The organism is Metabacillus litoralis (assembly GCF_020524045.1).
Classification (GTDB): Bacteria; Bacillota; Bacilli; order Bacillales; family Bacillaceae; genus Metabacillus; species Metabacillus litoralis_C.
Genome location: NZ_JAIVKL010000008.1, coordinates 94,733 through 114,446 on the forward strand (window position 1 = coordinate 94,733; position 19,714 = coordinate 114,446).

Annotated in this window: 16 protein-coding genes; 15 read left to right on the plus strand and 1 reads right to left on the minus strand. The window is 32.2% G+C overall.

Annotation, left to right across the window (positions count from 1 at the left end; genetic code table 11):
* Positions 1–8 precede the first annotated feature (8 nt).
* From LC076_RS13905 to LC076_RS13960, 12 genes are all read left to right on the plus strand, one after another.
* Complete coding sequence (locus LC076_RS13905) at positions 9–2,342, plus strand: beta-galactosidase (RefSeq protein WP_226669701.1); 2,334 nt, start codon at positions 9–11, stop codon at positions 2,340–2,342.
* 97 nt (positions 2,343–2,439) lie between these two features.
* Complete coding sequence (locus LC076_RS13910; protein WP_226669702.1) at positions 2,440–3,972, plus strand: response regulator; 1,533 nt, start codon at positions 2,440–2,442, stop codon at positions 3,970–3,972.
* A complete protein-coding gene (locus LC076_RS13915; RefSeq protein WP_226669703.1) occupies positions 3,969–5,300 on the plus strand; it encodes a histidine kinase in 1,332 nt (443 codons plus the stop codon). Before LC076_RS13910 ends, LC076_RS13915 begins: the two co-directional genes overlap by 4 nt.
* Before the next feature lie 54 nt (positions 5,301–5,354).
* Positions 5,355–5,714 (plus strand): sensor histidine kinase, encoded by a 360-nt coding sequence (locus LC076_RS13920; protein WP_226669704.1) that lies wholly within the window; start codon positions 5,355–5,357, stop codon positions 5,712–5,714.
* 73 nt (positions 5,715–5,787) lie between these two features.
* The gene (locus LC076_RS13925) at positions 5,788–7,104 is read left to right on the plus strand and encodes an ABC transporter substrate-binding protein (RefSeq protein WP_226669705.1); all 1,317 of its coding nucleotides are present in this window, start codon (positions 5,788–5,790) and stop codon (positions 7,102–7,104) included.
* Between the two features lie 237 nt (positions 7,105–7,341).
* Positions 7,342–8,298, plus strand: a complete 957-nt coding sequence (locus LC076_RS13930) for a carbohydrate ABC transporter permease (protein WP_226669706.1) — start codon at positions 7,342–7,344, stop codon at positions 8,296–8,298.
* The gene (locus tag LC076_RS13935) at positions 8,295–9,101 is read left to right on the plus strand and encodes a carbohydrate ABC transporter permease (protein WP_226669707.1); all 807 of its coding nucleotides are present in this window, start codon (positions 8,295–8,297) and stop codon (positions 9,099–9,101) included. Before LC076_RS13930 ends, LC076_RS13935 begins: the two co-directional genes overlap by 4 nt.
* A gap of 537 nt (positions 9,102–9,638) precedes the next feature.
* Positions 9,639–9,917 carry a hypothetical protein gene (locus LC076_RS13940; protein ID WP_226669708.1) on the plus strand — a complete coding sequence of 93 codons (279 nt, stop codon included), beginning with the start codon at positions 9,639–9,641 and terminating at the stop codon, positions 9,915–9,917.
* A gap of 224 nt (positions 9,918–10,141) precedes the next feature.
* A complete protein-coding gene (locus LC076_RS13945) occupies positions 10,142–10,342 on the plus strand; it encodes a hypothetical protein (RefSeq protein WP_226669709.1) in 201 nt (66 codons plus the stop codon).
* A 110-nt stretch (positions 10,343–10,452) separates the two neighbouring features.
* The gene (locus LC076_RS13950; RefSeq protein WP_413465992.1) at positions 10,453–10,971 is read left to right on the plus strand and encodes a peptidase MA family metallohydrolase; all 519 of its coding nucleotides are present in this window, start codon (positions 10,453–10,455) and stop codon (positions 10,969–10,971) included.
* A 268-nt stretch (positions 10,972–11,239) separates the two neighbouring features.
* Positions 11,240–11,677: an SMI1/KNR4 family protein gene (locus tag LC076_RS13955; RefSeq protein ID WP_226669710.1), complete on the plus strand. Its 438-nt coding sequence runs from the start codon at positions 11,240–11,242 to the stop codon at positions 11,675–11,677.
* Between the two features lie 126 nt (positions 11,678–11,803).
* Positions 11,804–12,097 carry an RNA polymerase alpha subunit C-terminal domain-containing protein gene (locus tag LC076_RS13960; protein ID WP_226669711.1) on the plus strand — a complete coding sequence of 98 codons (294 nt, stop codon included), beginning with the start codon at positions 11,804–11,806 and terminating at the stop codon, positions 12,095–12,097.
* A 216-nt stretch (positions 12,098–12,313) separates the two neighbouring features.
* On the opposite strand, the gene LC076_RS13965 is transcribed toward LC076_RS13960, so the two are convergent.
* The gene (locus LC076_RS13965; protein WP_226669712.1) at positions 12,314–15,127 is read right to left on the minus strand and encodes a glycoside hydrolase family 2 protein; all 2,814 of its coding nucleotides are present in this window, start codon (positions 15,125–15,127) and stop codon (positions 12,314–12,316) included.
* Between the two features lie 117 nt (positions 15,128–15,244).
* On the opposite strand from LC076_RS13965, the gene LC076_RS13970 reads away from it, so the two are divergent.
* From LC076_RS13970 to LC076_RS13980, 3 genes are all read left to right on the plus strand, one after another.
* Positions 15,245–16,093: a helix-turn-helix domain-containing protein gene (locus LC076_RS13970; protein ID WP_226669713.1), complete on the plus strand. Its 849-nt coding sequence runs from the start codon at positions 15,245–15,247 to the stop codon at positions 16,091–16,093.
* A 127-nt stretch (positions 16,094–16,220) separates the two neighbouring features.
* A complete protein-coding gene (locus tag LC076_RS24520; RefSeq protein ID WP_226669857.1) occupies positions 16,221–16,304 on the plus strand; it encodes a putative holin-like toxin in 84 nt (27 codons plus the stop codon).
* A 591-nt stretch (positions 16,305–16,895) separates the two neighbouring features.
* Entirely contained in the window at positions 16,896–19,706 is a 2,811-nt protein-coding gene (locus tag LC076_RS13980) for a DEAD/DEAH box helicase (protein WP_226669714.1), read from the plus strand.
* The last annotated feature ends 8 nt before the right edge of the window (positions 19,707–19,714 follow it).

A 19,714-nucleotide genomic window follows, 5' to 3' on the forward strand; every position in this document is an offset into this window, starting at 1 on the left:
ATGAGTGCATGAAGAAATATACTATTAATGTCAAAAATCCTCAGAAGAATATTTATCCCGCCAAAACCAAACTTGGAGGAATAAACCTAAGCGGAGACAGAATTAGTTTCACAAACTATTATATGGAGAAAAATAACCAGCCTTTTCAAGGAATTTGTGGTGAATTTCACTTTAGTCGGTATCATCATACAAGATGGGAAGATGAACTGATTAAAATGAAAATGGGCGGTGTAAATATAATCGCAACCTACATCTTCTGGAATCATCATGAAGAAGATCAGGGTGTTTTTCTGTGGACAGAAAATAGAAACGTAAGAAAATTTGTTGAAATTTGTGCGAAGCATGAACTTTATGTGATCTTAAGAATTGGACCATTTGCTCACGGTGAAGTAAGAAACGGTGGTTTACCAGACTGGCTTTTCGGACGACCATTTGATCTGCGCTCAAATGATATAGAGTACTTGGAATTTGTAAAAAATTTTTATCAAGAAATTGGAAAACAAGTAAAGGGTTTATTATTTAAAGACAATGGACCAATTATAGGTACCCAGCTTGAAAACGAATATGAACATGCAGGTGCACCATGGGAAATAACAGCTGGAACAAGTAATGAATGGCTTCCTGCTGGCAGGGATGGAGATTCACATATATTAACATTAAAAAAACTAGCCATCGAGGCTAATATTGAGACTCCACTTTATACTTGTACTGGATGGGGAGGGGCAGCTGCACCTTCTGATGAAGTACTTCCTCTATGGGGAGGATATGCTTTTTGGCCATGGATATTTTATGGAGATGTGAAAGAACATCCAGCTACACCAGAGTTTATTTATAGAGATTTTCATCATAATGAAAAAGAAAATTATGGGTTTACCCCAACCTACCGTGCTGAAGATCTACCTTATGCTTGCTGTGAAATGGGAGCAGGTATGACTAACTTCTATCAGTATCGGTTTACATTACCATATGAAAGTGTTGATGCCATGGCGAATGTAAAGCTTGCGGGAGGGTGCAATTTCATTGGCTATTATGTCTTTCATGGTGGTTCAAATCCAATAGGAAAATACTTCTTAAATGAAAATGCGACACCTAAAATTTCCTATGACTATCAAGCTCCCATAGGAGAATTCGGACAGATTAGAGAATCATATAAAAGACTGAAGCGGTTGCATTATTTTTTAACAACCTTTGAAAAAGAGTTTAGTAAATCACAAACCATCCTACCTGATATGAGTGATCATATCGATCCTACTGATATTGAATCTTTGCGTTATGCAGTTCGAGCTCATAAAGATGCAGGTTTTCTATTTATAAATAACTATCAAGATCATGTTGAAATGAAGGACAAACATGATATTTCTATTTCTATTCAACTTAATTATGAAACCATCAATCTACCTAACAGTGAAGCACTATCAATCGCAAAAAATACAAGTTGTGTTCTCCCATTTAATTTTAAAATGGATGGAACAACTTTGAAGTACTCCACAACTCAATTAATCACGAAAATGAAGCATAATGGTGAAAGTTACTACTTTTTCTTTACTCCAAAAGGCATGAAAGCGGAATATTGCTTCAGTCGAGAAGCTATACAGAATATTGAAAGAAATGATGGTGATGTTATTTGGGGTGAAGAAGTAGTAATTAAGCTAGATTCTGTAGTAGATACTCATGTTAGTGATATAACGCTGAATTCAGGAACCAACATTCATATTGTCACTTTATCTGATAATCAAAGTCTGAATTTTTGGAGATATACACTAGATAATCAACATCAAATTGTGATAACAGATAGCACTGTTTTATTAAATGATAACAAATTAAAGTTGGAGTATAGTAATGAACAAGAAAAAATAGAATTAATGCTTTTTCCACCTTTAAAGAAGAAATTACTATACCAGGGAAGAGAAATAACAAAGCAAGAAAATGATGGGTTCTTTGATGAGTACTATATTTCTACAAATACAAATAAACTAGAAATAGATAGTAAGAAGGTTGGTCATTCAAAAGCGAAAATTGACTTTTCACCAGATTTCTTTAACTCAGTTAAAGAGCCGCTACTTAACATAGATTATATTGGAGATATTGGATATGCGTTTATTGATGGGAAATTAATTCATGATAACTTTTCCAATAATGATGTTTGGCAAATAGGACTGAAGCAATATCAGCAAGAACTAATCGAAAAGGGAATGTACCTGTATGTATCACCGTTAAAAGAGGGAAGTTACGTTAAATCAGATTCACCAATGGCAGCTAGGACAGAAATTAATGATAATACCTCTGAGATTAAATCAATAAAAGCAACCGCAATATGTGAGATACAGCTTGAAATAGAATAAACAACGAGAAACTTTCTCCTGAAGCTAATGTTTATATTAAACAATTAGCTTTTTTTCAATACCTAATTTCATAACTTCATATAAAAGGGGGTACAACATGATAAAAGTAATGATTGTTGATGATGAGATATTGGCGATTGAGCATCTAAAAATGCTTTTAAAGTGGGAAGAACTAGGCTTTGAAATTATAGGAGAAGCTCTTTCAGCAAAAAAAGCGATGGAAGTTGTTCGATCAACTTATCCTCAAGTGATCTTTATGGATATAAGAATGCCTGTTGTTGATGGTCTTAGTCTTAGTGAAAAGATACTGGCGCTAAATCCGAACATAAAAATTGTCTTGCTTACCTCTCACAGAGATTTTGAATATGCAAAAAAAGCAATAAATATAGGTATTTCTCATTTCCTGCTCAAACATGAGATGAATAAATCAAATCTAGCTAAGGAACTTAGAAAGATACACGAAGAATTGGTAGGAGAGGACGAAATAGCTAGATCAGTAAAAAGTCAGAGTATTAGAGATTTATTGTTTTTTGGTCATCAAATTGGTATCAACAAATTTTACCCAAGAGGAAATAAAGGAAATTATTGTATGTTTTATCTTAAGGTAGATCGCCCTTACCCAATTTTTGATGAAAGAATAGAGAGGAATAGTACATTCCAACGTCTGAATCTTGAATGTATAAAGGAAAACTCAGACGTGGTAGAGTTTGTTGAAGTCATTCCAATTGATAAAGACAAAGCAGTATTACTATGCAGTTCTAAAAAAAGATCAACAGAGCGAGAAAACTGGCAAATCTTCCATCATACAGCCTTAAAACTACAAAGAGAATTTGTGGATATGGTCGTTTCTATGTCAATCATAATTTCTCCACTATTTAAGAACATAGAACAATTGACAGAAATCTATGCTCAATGTGAAGAGAAATCATCAGCACTTGTGTTGTTTGATAAAGGGTCAATATTAAATTTACAGAATTTATCTGTTTCAGCTACTGATATACAAGAAAGCTGTAGAGAAATTGCAAGATACTTAAATGAACATAACGATGATTTTATTCGAATGGTACAAGACGCATTTGAGTTAGTGAAATTGAACTTCCACCCCGTTACACTAAGATTTCTATGTAAGGAATTAATAAGCATGTTAGAGAATTTAAGAAGTCAACACCATTTACCAAGCTATTTGGATACTGATGTAAGAAATGAACTACATGCTGATGAACTATTTAATTTAAAAGATATTATGCAATGGATGCTTGATGAATATAGAAAAATAACATCTACTAAAGACGAAATCAATTACTCTACTAAAGTTGAATTAACGTTAAGGTTTATACATGAAAACTATCAAAGAGATTTTACAATGAATGAGATCGGTGAAAAACTTTCAATAAGCGGTGATCACCTTCGCCATATCTTTAAAAAAGAAACGGGAAATACAATTTTAGATTATTTAACTTGGTATCGCATTGAGCAATCGAAGAAACTTTTACAAAAAGAAGATTATAAAATTTATGAAATTGGTGAAATGATTGGTTATAAAACAAGTCAATATTTTAGTTTAGTTTTTAAAAAAATGACTGGTGCAACTCCAAAGGAATATAAAGAAAGTCTGAATAAAAAACGATGAAGATAAAAACGAAGATTTTATTTGTCATTGCTATTATCATTTCATCTTCATTATTATTATGTGGAATTTTCACTTATTCCTATTTCAATAAAATATTTACTGAACAGGTGAAGAAAGACGAAAGTGCAAAATTAGAAGAAAAAGCTGAAAGTATACAATCGTTCCAAAACGATATTAAGCAATTTTCTCAATATATATTGGTTGATAATGAAATTCAAGACAAAATCAATAGACTTTATTCTGCTAAAAGTATGTATGAAAAAATTCAAAATGAAGATTGGTTATCTAATGAACTAAAAAGCTATTTACTTCTTAAAGATTATCTTGACAGTATTATTTTGGTCGGTAAAGATGGAAACGTTATTTCTTCAAGATCAATCCAAAATGATTATTATATAAATACGCTAAAGGAAAAGTGGTTCACAGCTTTTTTGAATAGGGAAGTGAATGGTGGTTTTTCAGAAGAACATTTGCTTACAAACAACCAGCAACAAAACAAAGTGATCAGCTACATTGTGAAATTTAACCCTATTTTAAATCCAGATAGTAAACTAAAGTATCTTATTGTGAATATTGATACTAGTCATCTTTCAAAACTTCTGATAGATGAAACGAGTGATAATATTTTCTATCTTTTTGACTCACAAAATTCATTATCGTTATATAAAAATAAGGATTATGATAAAAAAATAGACTCTATTATTAGAGAAAAAGATAAAAAAATAAATGTTGTTGAAAATGAAGAGAAAATATTCATTATCAATCCTAATATGGAAGATGGTTGGAAAATTGTTTCAGTTAATCAAAAAGAAGAAATTTTAAAGAAAGTAAATTTCGTTTATTACTTTATTGCAGGTGTAACTATTCTCAATATTATGTTGATTATGATTGTGTTAACTCCAATGATTATAAATTTATCAAAGCCAATTTCCTTGTTAACTACAGCGATGAAAGAAGTATCAAAAGGTAAGCTGGAGACTTCTGTAAATATTAAAAGTGGTGATGAGTTTGAGGTTTTAGGAGAAGGTTTTAACTATATGGTGAAAGAGCTTCAAAAGTATATTGATCGTTCAATTGAAGATGAGAAAATAAAACAGAAATTACACATGGATTTACTAATATCACAAATAAATCCTCATTTTATTTATAATACGTTAAATACAGTCATCTATCTTGCTCAAAAACAAGAAAATGAAGATATTGTAAAAATAACAAAATCTTTCATTAGTCTTTTACAGGATACAGTAAAGTATGGCGAAGGTGGATATTTTATCACCGTTGAAGAGGAAATAAATCATTTGAAAAACTATCTTGTTATTCAAAATTAACGATATCCAAAACGGTTTGGAATAAAATGGCAAGTTGATAAAAAAATATTGGGGTTGAATGTACCAAGAACAATTCTTCAGCCATTAGTTGAGAACGCCTTATTTCATGGTATCATTCCCAATGAAGAATTCGGAACAGTATGTATTGAGATCTTTTTGATTGATCATTTTTTACACTTATACGTAAGTGATGATGGAGTGGGCATGTCTTCAAAACGGTTAGAAGAAGTAAAATTAGGTCAAACGTCAATCCAATCTTTTTCAAATATGAGAAGCATAGGGTTATCTAATGTTAAGGCTCGTGTATTAAGTTTATATGACAATAAATCAGCATTTTACATTGATAGCGTCGAAGGTATAGGCACGAAAATCACGATAAAAATTCCGTTGAAATCTCCAGATTTTATACAATAAAACCGAATTGTTATGTTTTGAAAGCGTATACAAATTGTTATTATCGGTTTGTAAGATAAAAGGGGGAGAGAGTATGCAAAAGAAAATGAGGAGAAATTGGTTTGTCTTTACAACATTTGTACTATTAATAAGTTTAATAGTAGGGTGTAATGGATCAAATGAAACAAACAGTCAGTCACAAAGTGAAACAGATGGTGATGAGCTAAAAGGTACGATTACCATGTGGGGATGGGATACAAACTACATTGAAGTGGTTAGTAAAGAATTTAACAAGGTTTATCCAGACATTAAGATTGAATTAACGAATGTTGCTGCTGAGGATTATCTTCAAAAAGTTCAAACAACCTTAGCATCAGGAGGGGAATTACCTGATATCTTATGGGGTGAACGAAACTATCGAGGGAAAATTTTCGAACTTGATATTTGGGAAAATCTTGAGGCAGAGCCTTACAATTTTGATAAATCACTAGTTTTCGATTATTTAGATGAATTAACAACAAGTCCAAAAGGTGAAGTGATAGCACTTGAACAATCTTTAACACCTGGTGGTTTAGCTTATAGAAGAGATTTAGCGAAAGAATATTTTGGTACAGATGATCCAAAAGAGTTAGAAGCCGTGTTTCAATCTATTGATGATTTTATAGAAAAAGGGAAAGAAGTACAAGATAAAAGTGGTGGAGAAGTTTACATGTTTTCAAGTTTAGGAGAACTAAATGAAATCTTCACAGCTCAAAGTCAAAAACCACTTATGGATGGAGAAGTAGTTGATGTATCAGGAAAAATGCGAGACGTAATAGATCATGTTGTAAAAGTAAGAGATGCTGGAATCGTTGACAAGTTAGAGTTGTGGTCACCTCAATGGAACGCTAGCTTTGCAGATGGAAAACATATCTTCTTCCCTGCGGCAAACTGGGCTCCACAATATGTCATTAAGCCTAATGATAAAGATGGAGAAGGAAGATGGGGATTAATGAAACCTCCTGGAAATGCTTATTCTTGGGGAGGTACAGTATTTGGAATTTCAAAGGATAGTAAAGAAAAAGATCTATCTTGGACATTTATGAATTGGTTGTTATTAACAAAAGAAGGGGCAGAAGCTAGTAAGCTAGTGAATTTTTATATCCCTTTGAAATCAGTTTATGATGATCCTGAATTCGTTTCATCAGAAGATCCTTTCTTCAACAATCAAGATGTTGGTAAGTTTTGGATGGAGGAAATTGTTCCTGAATTAGAAGTACCAAAAATATCTGCTAGTGATTCCGTTGTGAAGGATGCGACAAACTTAATTCTTAATCTCTTAAATTCGGATCCGGATGTTGGGACTGATGAAGCAATAAGTAAGTTAAAAGATGAAGTTGAAGCAAAACTTCCTGATAAGGAAATAAAGTAAGGCTCTTTTCTGAAAGATTGGTGCTATGTAACTAAAATATTCGTTAGAAACAGTGATTTTTTGCAATTAAGGATACCTTTTTATGAAGAAAAGATGCCACTAGACTTAATACTGTGCTGATTTCTTCGGATATGTAAAAGCAACAAAGTTTTCGAAAACAGCCTAAAGTAAAAATCATAAAGGATCTAGTTCAAGCTTAACTAGGTCCTTTTCATTTGAGATAAGGAGGTTTATAAAGTGGAGAACAAACCCATTTTCCAATCAAAAAGAACCATTTCTCCAAAAGTTTCAAGATCGAGAAGATTTACAATTAGTATAAAAGCCTGGCCTTACTTGTTCTTAATCCCTTTTTTACTCTTTTATTTAGCTTTTAATATCTTTCCGATTATTTATTCATTTTATATTAGCTTTACGAGTTGGGATGGTTTTAGTGAAAAAACGTTTGTAGGCTTTGATAATTATGTACGTGTTTTTACACAAGATCCATCTTTTTGGAAATCTGTTTGGAATACATTATTAATCATGTTAATGTCAACTCCCTTTGTTATCATTTTTGGTTTATTGTTGGCTGTGTTTTTATTCAATATTACAAAGTGGAGGTCATTCTTTCAAACGATAAATTTCATCCCATATATTACAACACCCGTTGCCATCGGTTTGATCTTTGCCTTTTTATTTGATTGGTCTTCAGGGACTGTTAATCATCTATTGATGAGTAAAGGCTTGATCAAAGAAGGGATAAACTGGTTAGGCGAACCGATGTATGCAAGAATTGTGGTGGCTCTTATGATTATATGGAAATATACAGGCTATCACATGGCCATTTATTTAACAGGGTTAAGCACGATTCCTCAAGAACTTTATGAAGCAGCTAAGATGGACGGATCTTCCGCTGTAAATACTTTCTTTAAGATAACCATTCCGCTGCTAGCTCCAATTACAATGTTTTTAGTGTTAACAGATATTATTGGTGGATTACAAATGTTTGATGAACCGAAATTGCTTTTTACTGATACAGCTGTTGGTGGGCCTGAACGCTCTGTGTTAACAGCTATCTGGCATTTTTATGATACCACCTTTGCTACATCTCGTTTTGGTTATGGTGCAGCAGTATCCTTCTCATTATTTTTAATCATTATCATCTTTACATTAATAAGCTATAAATTTTTAAATAAGAAGGAGTCTTACAAATGAAAAAAGTTATAACAGCCCTTGGACTTGTTGTTGTTTCATTTATAAGCATTATGCCTTTTTATGTACTCATTATGATGAGTACACAGGTGACAGAAGATATTTTTAAAGGAAAAATGTTTTTGCCAGGAAAATATGCCATTGAAAACTTAACAACAGTTTTAAATAGTAGCTTTTTAAATAGCTTCTTAAATAGTATATTTGTCTCAGTAACTTCAACCATTCTATGTGTTCTGATATGTACGATGACAGGTTATTCACTAGCAAAATATAATTATAAATTTAAGAAACTATTTTATGCTTTTATTATTGGTACGATGATGGTTCCAACTCAAATTGGTTTAATTGGTTATATCATGGAAATGAGATTTTTTCAGCTAAATAACACGTTAATTCCATTAATCCTTATCTGGATCGCAAATCCCTTTGGTGTTTTTTGGATGGTACAATATATCAAATCAGCGGTTCCACAAGATATCATTGAAAGTGCCAGAATCGATGGTTGTAATGAATTACGGATATTTATCCAAATCATTTTACCAATTGTTAAACCGGCAATGGTCACATTATCTTTAGTCATTTTCTTATGGTCATGGAATAATTACCTGCTGCCTCTAGTCATGATCAACAAAGAAGAACTTTTTACAATTCCACTTAGTATTCAGTCATTAGGAAGCTATTATCGAACAGATTATGGAGCACGAATGATGGGATTACTTATAGCGATTATTCCATTAATTATTTTGTTTATCTTTGGATCAAAAAACTTTATTCGAGGGTTAACTGCAGGAGCGGTAAAAGAATAGAAATCATGTTTAATAAGTGATGATTTAAGGAGTTATGGGGTTCGATTTAAGATGCAAATAGTTGAAAAAGGAGTTCATTTCGCTATTCTAGAGGGATGATTATTTACGATAAAAATATCATAAGTTAACGCTATTGGTTATATTATCGGGTCCTGTTTTCGTGTACAGAATACGAAAAAACATACCAAGTAACAGAACAAACGCATAGGGTTTGGTCTGTTCTTATTCCTTGTTATATCAATGTATCGTTTTTAATCACTTGATTGAATTTTCAAACGAAATCACAAACCAAATAGCATAATGACATTAATTGTCATTATGCTATTTCCTATGTGAATTATTTGCGATACTGATTTTTTATCCAATCAGTAAATTGTTATTTTATGTTAAAATAAATGTAGGTATTTTGAAGAGATGTACTTAATTAAACGGGGTAGGATTGATGAATAAGTTTTATATAAAAAATGACCACTAAATGTGTAAAAATAAACCAATATCATTAAAATGAGATAAAAAAATGGTTATCGGAGGTAAATCATGAAAAATGACAAATGCGACTTAATAAACGCGAACGGTGTCAAGGAAAAGAAACTTGAAGTGATTGATGGATACACGATAAAGTACCATGCAAACGGAAAAACTATATGGTCAAAGGGGAAAATAATTGAAGATAAGCCAGAGGGCTATTGGGAGTGGTATCGTTCCGATGGCACAATAAAACGTTCAGGATATTTTAAAATGGGTGAGCCTGTAGGTGAATGGGTGACTTATGATAGCAAAGGTGAAAAATACAAAATCACAAATCGTAACAAATAATAAATAATAGGTTATCTTTTGTGGAAATAGCATCTTAATAATTTTTAGCTTATTACAGAAAAATGCATTGCAACTAAATATGTAGTTAAATTTGACGGACACTTATTTTTCAATGAATGAATTGCCTTTTCTTCTTGAAGTAACTGGAGCGACGCTTTGATAAGGCATCGTTTTTCTTATTGAACTAAAGAAGCAGGTATCTTTAATAAGGGGGTTAAGAAATTATGAAAAAACCATATAATATTATTTTTATTCTAATTTTATTGGCAAATGTAATTATGGGTATTAAGTTGTTTCAACAAAGCGCCCAATTGACTGAATTTGAACACATCCTCTCCAATCTTGAAGTCAGAATGGAGGATTTAGATGACGCACACGAAACAGATATTGTCCCTCGTTTAGATGAGATTTTAAACGAAAACTAAGTTAAGCTAACGGGTGCGAGTGTTCAATAAGAACAGTCGCTTTTTCACTAACTAACGATTAGTTTTTTTAGGAAGGATATATAGAATTTACTGATGGACTAAATGTAATAATATTCAATGAAATAGAAGATCTGCAGGAATATTCTGATTTGGATAATGTCGGAGCGTTTTATTATGGCAAATATAATTTAATATCCATAGTTAAACCTGACTCACTTGAAAGAGAGGCAGATTTATGGTTTTTCAAAAGAGATCTTAGTCATGAATATACACATTACTATTTAGATAAATACTTACATGAAAATAGTACTACTTCAATTCCTAAATGGTTTGATGAAGGATTAGCTGAGTATGTTTCTGTAACATTAGATAATGTGGAAGTATCAGATAGTATCGAGGATGTTATTAATTTCGAGAACCTTAATACAAGAAAAGACTGGGCCAATTATAGAAAAGAATCAAACCAGTTATATTTACAATCACATTATGGGGTTAAATATATTATTGATAATAATGGTATTGAGGTAATAAAAAAAATAATTGATCAAAGTAAAAGTATTGGATTTTTAAAATCTTTTAAAGATAATACAGGCTTAGATGTAAGTGAATTACATATGTATATAGAGTAATTTCAAGACGTGATTATAAAATTATTGTTGAATTGAAAAAATATTATAGGAAAGTACAATTTTTGATAAATTGATAGATGAGATGAGAGAGTTTACGAAATTGAAATAAATAAAATTAAAGTGTACTGCCGCTTCATAAAAAGGTTGGATTTTTTGTGTACAAAAGAATTCATAACTTTATTAAACTAAAGAAGCAGGTCAGTTTAAGAAGGATTTTCATACATAAAATCGAATATGATTTAAATCCAAAATTTAGGGGGGAGATGAAATGTGGAAGGAATTTGTAAATTCTATTTCGAAGGAATATCACTTTAAAGAGCCAGCACAAAAGTTTGAGATTGCTCAAATTCAAAAAGAATTAAATGTTAATTTACCAAAAGAATTAACTGACTTATATAACGAAACAAATGGTGTTTTCGACAACTGGAATTGTCCATTGGTGTGGTCAACTTCCCAAATCATTAAGGACAATCAATTTTATAGGAATTTTGATGATTATAGAGATATTTATATGCCATTTGATAATCTTTTCTTTTTTTCAGATGCAGGTAATGGCGATTTATTTTTTTATGCAATATTAAAAAACGGCACCATTGAAAAGAACGATATATATGTTTGGAATCACGAGGATGATAGCCGAAACTGGGTTGCGGCATCATTAAAACATTTTATTGAAGGTTGGATTACTGGTGAGATTGGAGTTTAGTCAGTTTGAATAAAAAGAGTTTGTGAAACATTGCACTTAAACTATATGGTGCTTATGTTAAAGTTAACACATCTAAGTTCTCAAATTATAATATGAAAATCTCTTAATGTAAGGAGAAATTTTAAGATGACAACTTCCAACAAAGATTTGAAAATTTGTAACAAAGGGCATAAATATTATAAAAGTACCGATTGTCCAACCTGTCCGATTTGTGAGCAAGAACGCAAACCTGAAAATGGATTTCTTGCATTGCTATCAGCACCAGCAAGACGAGCCTTAGAAAACAATGGTATAACTTCTTTACAGCAGTTATCAAAATATAGTGAAAAAGACATTTTAACATTTCACGGTATGGGTCCAGCTTCTTTACCGAAACTTAGGTCTGCTTTGAAGGAAGAAGGGTTATCTTTTAGAGACTAATGAGAGTTTCAAATTCTGATAAATTCAAAAAAATTTAACAGGTGCATCTTTAATCAATATAAAAATAATGTGATTTACCCTTTTGTATTCGGAGTTGGAATCTGTTATCTAGATAGTTAATCTTTCTTTTATAATGGGTTTAGAAACTAGAGACATTATTGAAAAAGTAAAAAAGCAAAAGAGAAATAATTAAATTCTCTTTTGCTTTTTTGAATTTCACCATGTACCTTGAAGCTTGAATAATCCAAGACATTCTCCTACTGTAAGATGTGCTAAAGGTGTAAATTTATCACTCATCAAATAATGGATGTTGTGATGTAGCAGTGATTCAACTTCTGGACGTTTTAAGTTTTGCAAAATAGTAAAGCTTGTGACAAACAAACTTCCTTCACCAATTTTTGCTTCAAAGCAGTAACTGAGATGTTTCCCACGGTTATGATTATCAATGACTTCAACAATAGGTTTTATTTGGGGAACGGTTTCTAAATTTATTGCCGTTGCTCCATCAACCAGATGATACCAGTTCCAATTCGATGTTCCATCATGGAGATATCCATCGAGTGAAGGGTGGTCATGAATGATCATGCCCATCGTTGTTCCAACTTGTGAAGGAAACCAAATGTAATTCCAGAAAATCGGTAAAAAGCGTGTTTTTACTTCATCATATTGATTTCCTTCTTCAGCCATTAACCAAGCTTTTCCACCATCTAGTATATATTGAAGTAATTCAGTTGACATATGATCTGAAATGGCTAACTCTATACCTTTTACTTTTTTATAGCTAAAATCCTGAAATCCAATTTTACCGTTATGCTTCATTCCGTAAATAGAAGATGTTAATGCAGAAACATCAGACCATATTTGGTTTGCTTGACTATGGAGAGTGGGTCTTACATATGTCCAGAACTCCCATTCATTTTTAATGACTTTGTTTAAAGTTTCAACATATACACTTAACAGTAACTCTTGACTTTTATTAGGCTGTGTAGTTGCTTCAATTACTCCAATTGTTGTTACTTCCCCAGGTGTAGCACTAGAAATAGTGATCGTACCTGTTTGTTGAATATCACCATGACGATCTTTTAACTCCCATATTAATTGATTATCTTCAAAGAAATACTTACTGAAGTTAGATAGATCAATGACGATACTTATTTTCTCGCCTGCAACATGGGTACGCGACTTGCATCTCATTAATAAAACACATTCATCATTAAATGTGCGGAACTCGTCTGGAGTAATCGTGCCTTTATTGTCCCAAAAGACGTCCAGTACGCCGGTGGTTGCATGACCTTGACCAGGGAAGTCTCTAATATCTAACAATTGGATCCCAGACAGACCAGAAGTTCGTCTTGCTCTTTCAATGCTTTCTTTATAGGCTCTTGTTTGAAGTACACCTGATGCTTGGATAAATTCATCAACACGACCTAGAAGACGCTTCTTTTCTAATGTTTCCATTGTTGTTTTTAACCAATGTGGATGTAAAATTCCTTGATATTTGTCTTTCTCTTGAGGTCGTATATACATAGTAAATTGTCCATGTTCATGTGCAAGCATTGGCTTTGCTTCTAATTGTGTGACCATACTGTAATCTTCAAAGGTGTTAGGTGTTCCTGCATAATGATTCGTAACAGGCGGATGAGCGTTCAAAGTTGGGATATAAAAGTCACCTTCACGGTCATGTGCTGGAAGATGGCCAAATCCCGTATTATCTGTGTAAAGTCGAGTAGAATCTAAAGAACGGCATTTATTTACCATTTCATTTAAAGCTTCATGGCCTTCAGCGCTAATTAATTCGTTACCTAATGACAGTAAAACGAATGATGGATGTTCGTTTAATGAAGATATCACTCTTTCAATTTCTTGAGATAAAAATTCATGAACTTCTTTAATAGGTAATGTATCTCTTTTTGTATATAAATTTGACCAGTGAGGTAATTCTGTTTGAACAAAGATACCAGCTTCATCTGCAGCTTCCCAAAATGGCTTTGGTGGTGTCCAACCATGAAGTCTTACATGATTAAATCCATACTCCTTTACCGTTTTAAATTGTTTGAGATAATGGTTTTTATCCCAAGAGGGGTAACCTGTTTGAGGAAAAATACAACAATCTACATAGCCTCTTAAAAATCTGGGAGTTTGATTAACAACAATATTCTTATCCACTGTTTTTATAGATCGTAAACCTAAGGACTGCACTTTATGATCAATAATCGTTTCTTGATGGATAATAGAAGCAGAGATTTGGTACAAGTATGGCTGATCTTCATCCCACAGTATTGCTTCATCCCACAGATCCAATGTGACAATTACTTTATGGGAGTTTGATAGTAGAGATTTTTCAGTATGTGTTACCCTGTTTCCATTCTTTGTGTAAACAGCGATAGATAAATAATCATTCTGTTTTAATAGAGTAGCATTTGTTAACTCTACATGAACATCAATCTTATTTTGATCAAGATCAGGATAATAGGAAAGTGTTTGAATACTTACCAGAGGTGTTGCTTCTATATGTATTCCACCAGTGATACCACCCCAATTTGTCGCTGTATGGTATGAATGAATATGACTATCATGAAGAGGGAGGATCATGGTGTTGTTTACATAAATCGTAATTCTGTTTGTACAACCAACATTTATGTAGTCAGTTACGTTATAAACATGAGAGCTTACAAGACTATTACATTCATCAATACAATGGTTATTGATATACACTTTGGTTTTCCACCGTGCCCCTGAAATGACCAAGTTCAGAGATTTGTTCTTCATATCATCTGAAATAAAAATATCTTTAAAATACCATGCAGTTCCTTCATACTCTCTTGATTTTTTCCATGTACCAATAGGGTGATGCTTTGAAGGCTGTCCAAATCCTTGTTCCTCCCACGATCCAGGAACAGTAATCTTGTCACACAGTTTTTCTGGATCAAGGTTAGACGGTACATATTTTTCCTCTGGATCTAATAAAAAAGACCATTCACCATTTAACGATAGCTTTTTTCTATCATTCATTTTTAGAGAATCTAACAAAGACGACTCCTCCTGACATGATTATTTTCCTTATAACATAGACGAATAACGAAAGAAAAAGATAAAATAGAATTACTTTTATAATAAAATTTTTCATTTTAGAAGGGAATGTAGGATTTGGCTATTAATCTGAACAATTATGTCATAAATACTCCTTCACCACCTCCTGGAATTCTTGTTTCTGATACCTACAAAAATGATGACAAGTACCATATTTATCGCTCAAAAGGGACGAAAGATTGGTTAATGATTTATACAGCTTCAGGTGAAGGTGCCGTTAGAGTAGGGGGGAAACAGTTCTTTCATACAGCTGGAACACTTACAATTCTACCACCTGGGGTAACACATGATTATTACACAATTGAAGGTCATATATGGGAGATGCAATGGTGTCATTTTATTCCTAGACCATCATGGATTGAATGGCTGCCAAAAATATCTAAAAATACAATGATTTTTCATACAGAAATAAAGCTGAAAAGTGAGAGGATAGCCATTTATGAATCATTTCGAAAAGTAATTCAATATAATTTACATTCAGAAAATCTCTTTCATTATGAATTAGCCATAAATGCATTGGAAGAAACGATATTACTTCTAGCCAATTATCTTCACCAGCAAAACAGCTCAACGGTATTATTAGATTCACGAATAAAAGAAGCAGTTGATTATGTAACAGAAAACTACAATCAGCAAATTCAAGTAAAAGAGCTTGCCAAACATGTTTCCCTTTCTCCATCAAGACTTTCGCATTTATATAAAGAACAAGTAGGGGAATCAATTATTGAAACGGTTAAAAAAATACGATTAAAGCAAGCTGAACGCTTATTACTACATACAACAAGAACAATTAATGAAATATCACATGAAGTTGGGTATCAGACCCCAGATTATTTTACGAGAATATTCACCGACTACTTTGGAGAAAGTCCTTCAGCTTATCGGAAGAAAAGGCGGGTGGGTTAGGCAAGTCTAAAAAAGACTACTATAAATAAGAACATACATTCTACTCTTGTGCTATACTAGTGATGCAATAGTTAGGAAACTCAAGGGTGGTCAGTGTTACCCCGTTTCGAATAGGGTGATGCTTATAATGACAGTATTTCAAACGTTAATGCTTATGATCGCATTTGCAAGTTTGGTGTTGTCAATCATATCTTTTAGAGACAAAAAATAACCCACCCTTGAGCTTTGACCGCGATGGGTGAGTTATGTTACAAATATCGCTGATCCCCTTGACGGGAACCTAGCTATTGTGTGACTGTTTGGTGTTCCAGCACCGAACAGTCTTTTTTAGTTTATGCTTTGTCTATTTTAATTATAACTTAAGATGCAATGGTTGAAAAGCGATGAACATCAATGTGAACACGATATAATTTTAAGAAAAAGTTTTAGGATCAGAATATATAGTAAAATCCTTTTGTGAAAAAATCCATTTAATATTGGGGTTTTATAGTAAAATATGCTTATTATGATGTTTTAAACAATCAATAATCCAGGTGGCTGGTTATATAGATATAAAGATTTAATAGAAAGTAAACAACATGTTTATACGATTAGTCAGATGAAATAAATGATAAAGTTTGATAGTCATGATAGGTATTGAAAATATATAATGATCATTAACAATGAAAGCTCTTTAATGTGTAATGATTGTTATAAAAGAAAAAGAATGAAGTTTAAAGTTTACTAGACGGGTAAAGAATATACATAATAACTAATGAGCTAAGCTAAATACATATAATGAGCAACTAGTTAGGAGTTAAACATGGATACAGATAAGAAATTAATCACGAATTCCGCTAACGGTAATTTATTGATAGAGCTGACTAAATCTATTAAAGAGTGCGAGCGATTCTATTTTAGTGTAGCTTTTATCAATTATAGTGGCTTACAGCTATTGCTAGATTCCTTAAAAGAAGCAGGCGAAAAAGGAGTAAAAGGGAAAATCCTTACTTCCACGTATTTAAATTTTACTGATGCAAAGGCATTGGAAAAAATTAAAGAGTTTTCGCATATCAATTTAAAGGTGTTTGTAACAGATAAAGAAATTGGTTTTCACACTAAGGTATATATTTTTGAATACCATGATAGCTACAAAGTAATCATTGGGTCATCGAATATTACCCAAAGTGCTTTGAAAAGCAATATAGAGTGGAATTTGGAGATCATTTCTAAAGAACAAGGTGGTTTTATCCAAAACATCTTAAAAGAGTACAAACATCTTTGGGATAGTAGTGAAATAGCTGATTATGACTTTATTACTCGCTATAGAGAATTTCTACTTACTATTAAAAGTCAGCAAACAAGGCAGCAATTAATCTATGAAAATGCACCATATATTGTTCCAAATCGAATGCAAAGAAGTGCGATGGAGAATTTAGAGAGATTACGCAACTATGGTGAAAGTAAAGCACTTGTTGTCTCGGCAACTGGAACAGGTAAAACATTTATGTCAGCATTTGATGTGAAAAGCTTTGAACCCAAAAGACTATTATTTATTGTACATAGAGAAGAAATCCTTAAAAAAGCAAAAGAAACGTTTGAAACACTTATTACAAATCGCGGTATTTCATTTGGTTTACTTACTGGCAATCACAAAGAAGCAGATGCAGATTATGTTTTTTCCACAATCCAAACGATGTCTCGCTTATATGAAGAATTTGATCGTAAAGAATTTGATTATATTATTTTCGATGAAGCTCATCATGCTACAAGTCCTACCTATCAGAATGTTATGGAATATTTCCAGCCGAAATTCACGTTAGGAATGACGGCCACACCTGAACGAAGTGATTCTTACAATGTGTTCGATTTGTTTGACAATAATGTTGCATTAGAAGTGCGACTTCATGATGCGTTAGAAGATGATCTCGTCATACCTTTTCATTATTTTGGCATAACAGATGTTGAAGGAATCGATTTAAGTGATGTATCAATTGATGATGTTGCTGAAGTAACAAAAAGGTTAAAAGTAAATGAACGTGTTGACTTTATTATTGAAAAAATGAATTTTTATAGTCATGACGGTGAAAAGAGAAAATGCTTAGGGTTTTGTGCTAGTATCAATCACGCACAATATATGGCTGATGAATTTAACAAAAGAGGATATAAAAGCATTTGTCTTCATGGAGGAAATTCAGTTGAAGAGCGTAGCAAATATATCGATCGTTTAGAAGATGATTACGATGAGCTAGAATGTATTTTTACAGTGGATATTTTCAATGAAGGTGTAGATATTCCTTCTGTAAATTCCGTTCTCATGCTTCGACCAACAAATTCACCGATTATATTTATCCAGCAGCTAGGAAGAGGCTTGCGAAAGCATGATAGTAAAAGCTTCTTAACCGTTTTAGACTTTATTGGAAATCATAGCAAAGTGTTTCTTATTGCAATTGCACTAAATGGAAGTCGTTACTATGATAAAGAAAGCCTTAAAGTGGCGATTGCGACTGATTTTGCCAATATACCTGGTGCAACACATATTCAAATGGACAAAATAGCCCAGGAGCGAATATTAGAGCAAATTGATCAAGAAAACTTTAATTCAATGAAATATTTAAAAGAAGAATATTTTGAATTTAAAAAGCTCAATCAAGGTCGTATTCCACTATATTTATTAGATTATTTAAAATTTGACGGTGCACCGGATCCGATTAAGTTTATTGAAAAAGAGAAATCTTATCTTTCATTCGTCGCAAAGGTAGAAAAAGACAATCATCTCAAGTCAATATTAATGGATGAAATCTTTGAAAATATTTTAAAGCAGTTATCAAGCCATCTACCATTAAAAAGAGTGTACGATTTTATTATTATTAAATACTTACTAGAACATGAAGAATTAACGATTGCTGCTGCAAAAACTGAAATTCTGAAATTAATCAAAGATGTTGATGATGACAGTATTCATCACTCTTTTGAATATTTAGATCAGCAATACTATGACACAACACAACTAAAAATAAAAGAGAAGCTAGTAAATTATCGTGATGAAAAATTAATCAAATCAGCAGCTTTTATTACAGTGTTAGAAAATACAGAGTTCAAAAAGTATATTGAAGATGTACTTAATTATGGAATTTACCGTTATGAAAAAGAATATAAACACGAATATTACGGTGTTCCACACTTCAAGCTTTATGAACAATACCAAATGATTGATGCGGCAATATTATCAAATTACCGCAAAACTCATACATCATTCAGAGGATCTGGAATTGTCGCAAATGATAACGATTATTTCCTATTTATAGATCTTCATAAAGAAGAAGACATCAAAGAAAGCATAAATTATCAAGATAAATTCCTAGATCAAAACTACTTTCAGTGGCAAACACAAAACAACACAAGCCAAACATCTGAAAGAGGAAAAAACATAATCTTTAACAAAGAACGCGGAGTACATTTACATCTATTTGTAAGGAAATACAAAGAAATTGATGGCAAAACAGAACCTTATATTTATATTGGAAAAGGTGATTCAGTTGAATATGAAGGAGAAAGACCAATTACAGTAAAATTGCGTCTAGAACATGAAATACCAGGTAATCTTTATACTGAATTCACGAAAAAAGTATAGAAAAAGAA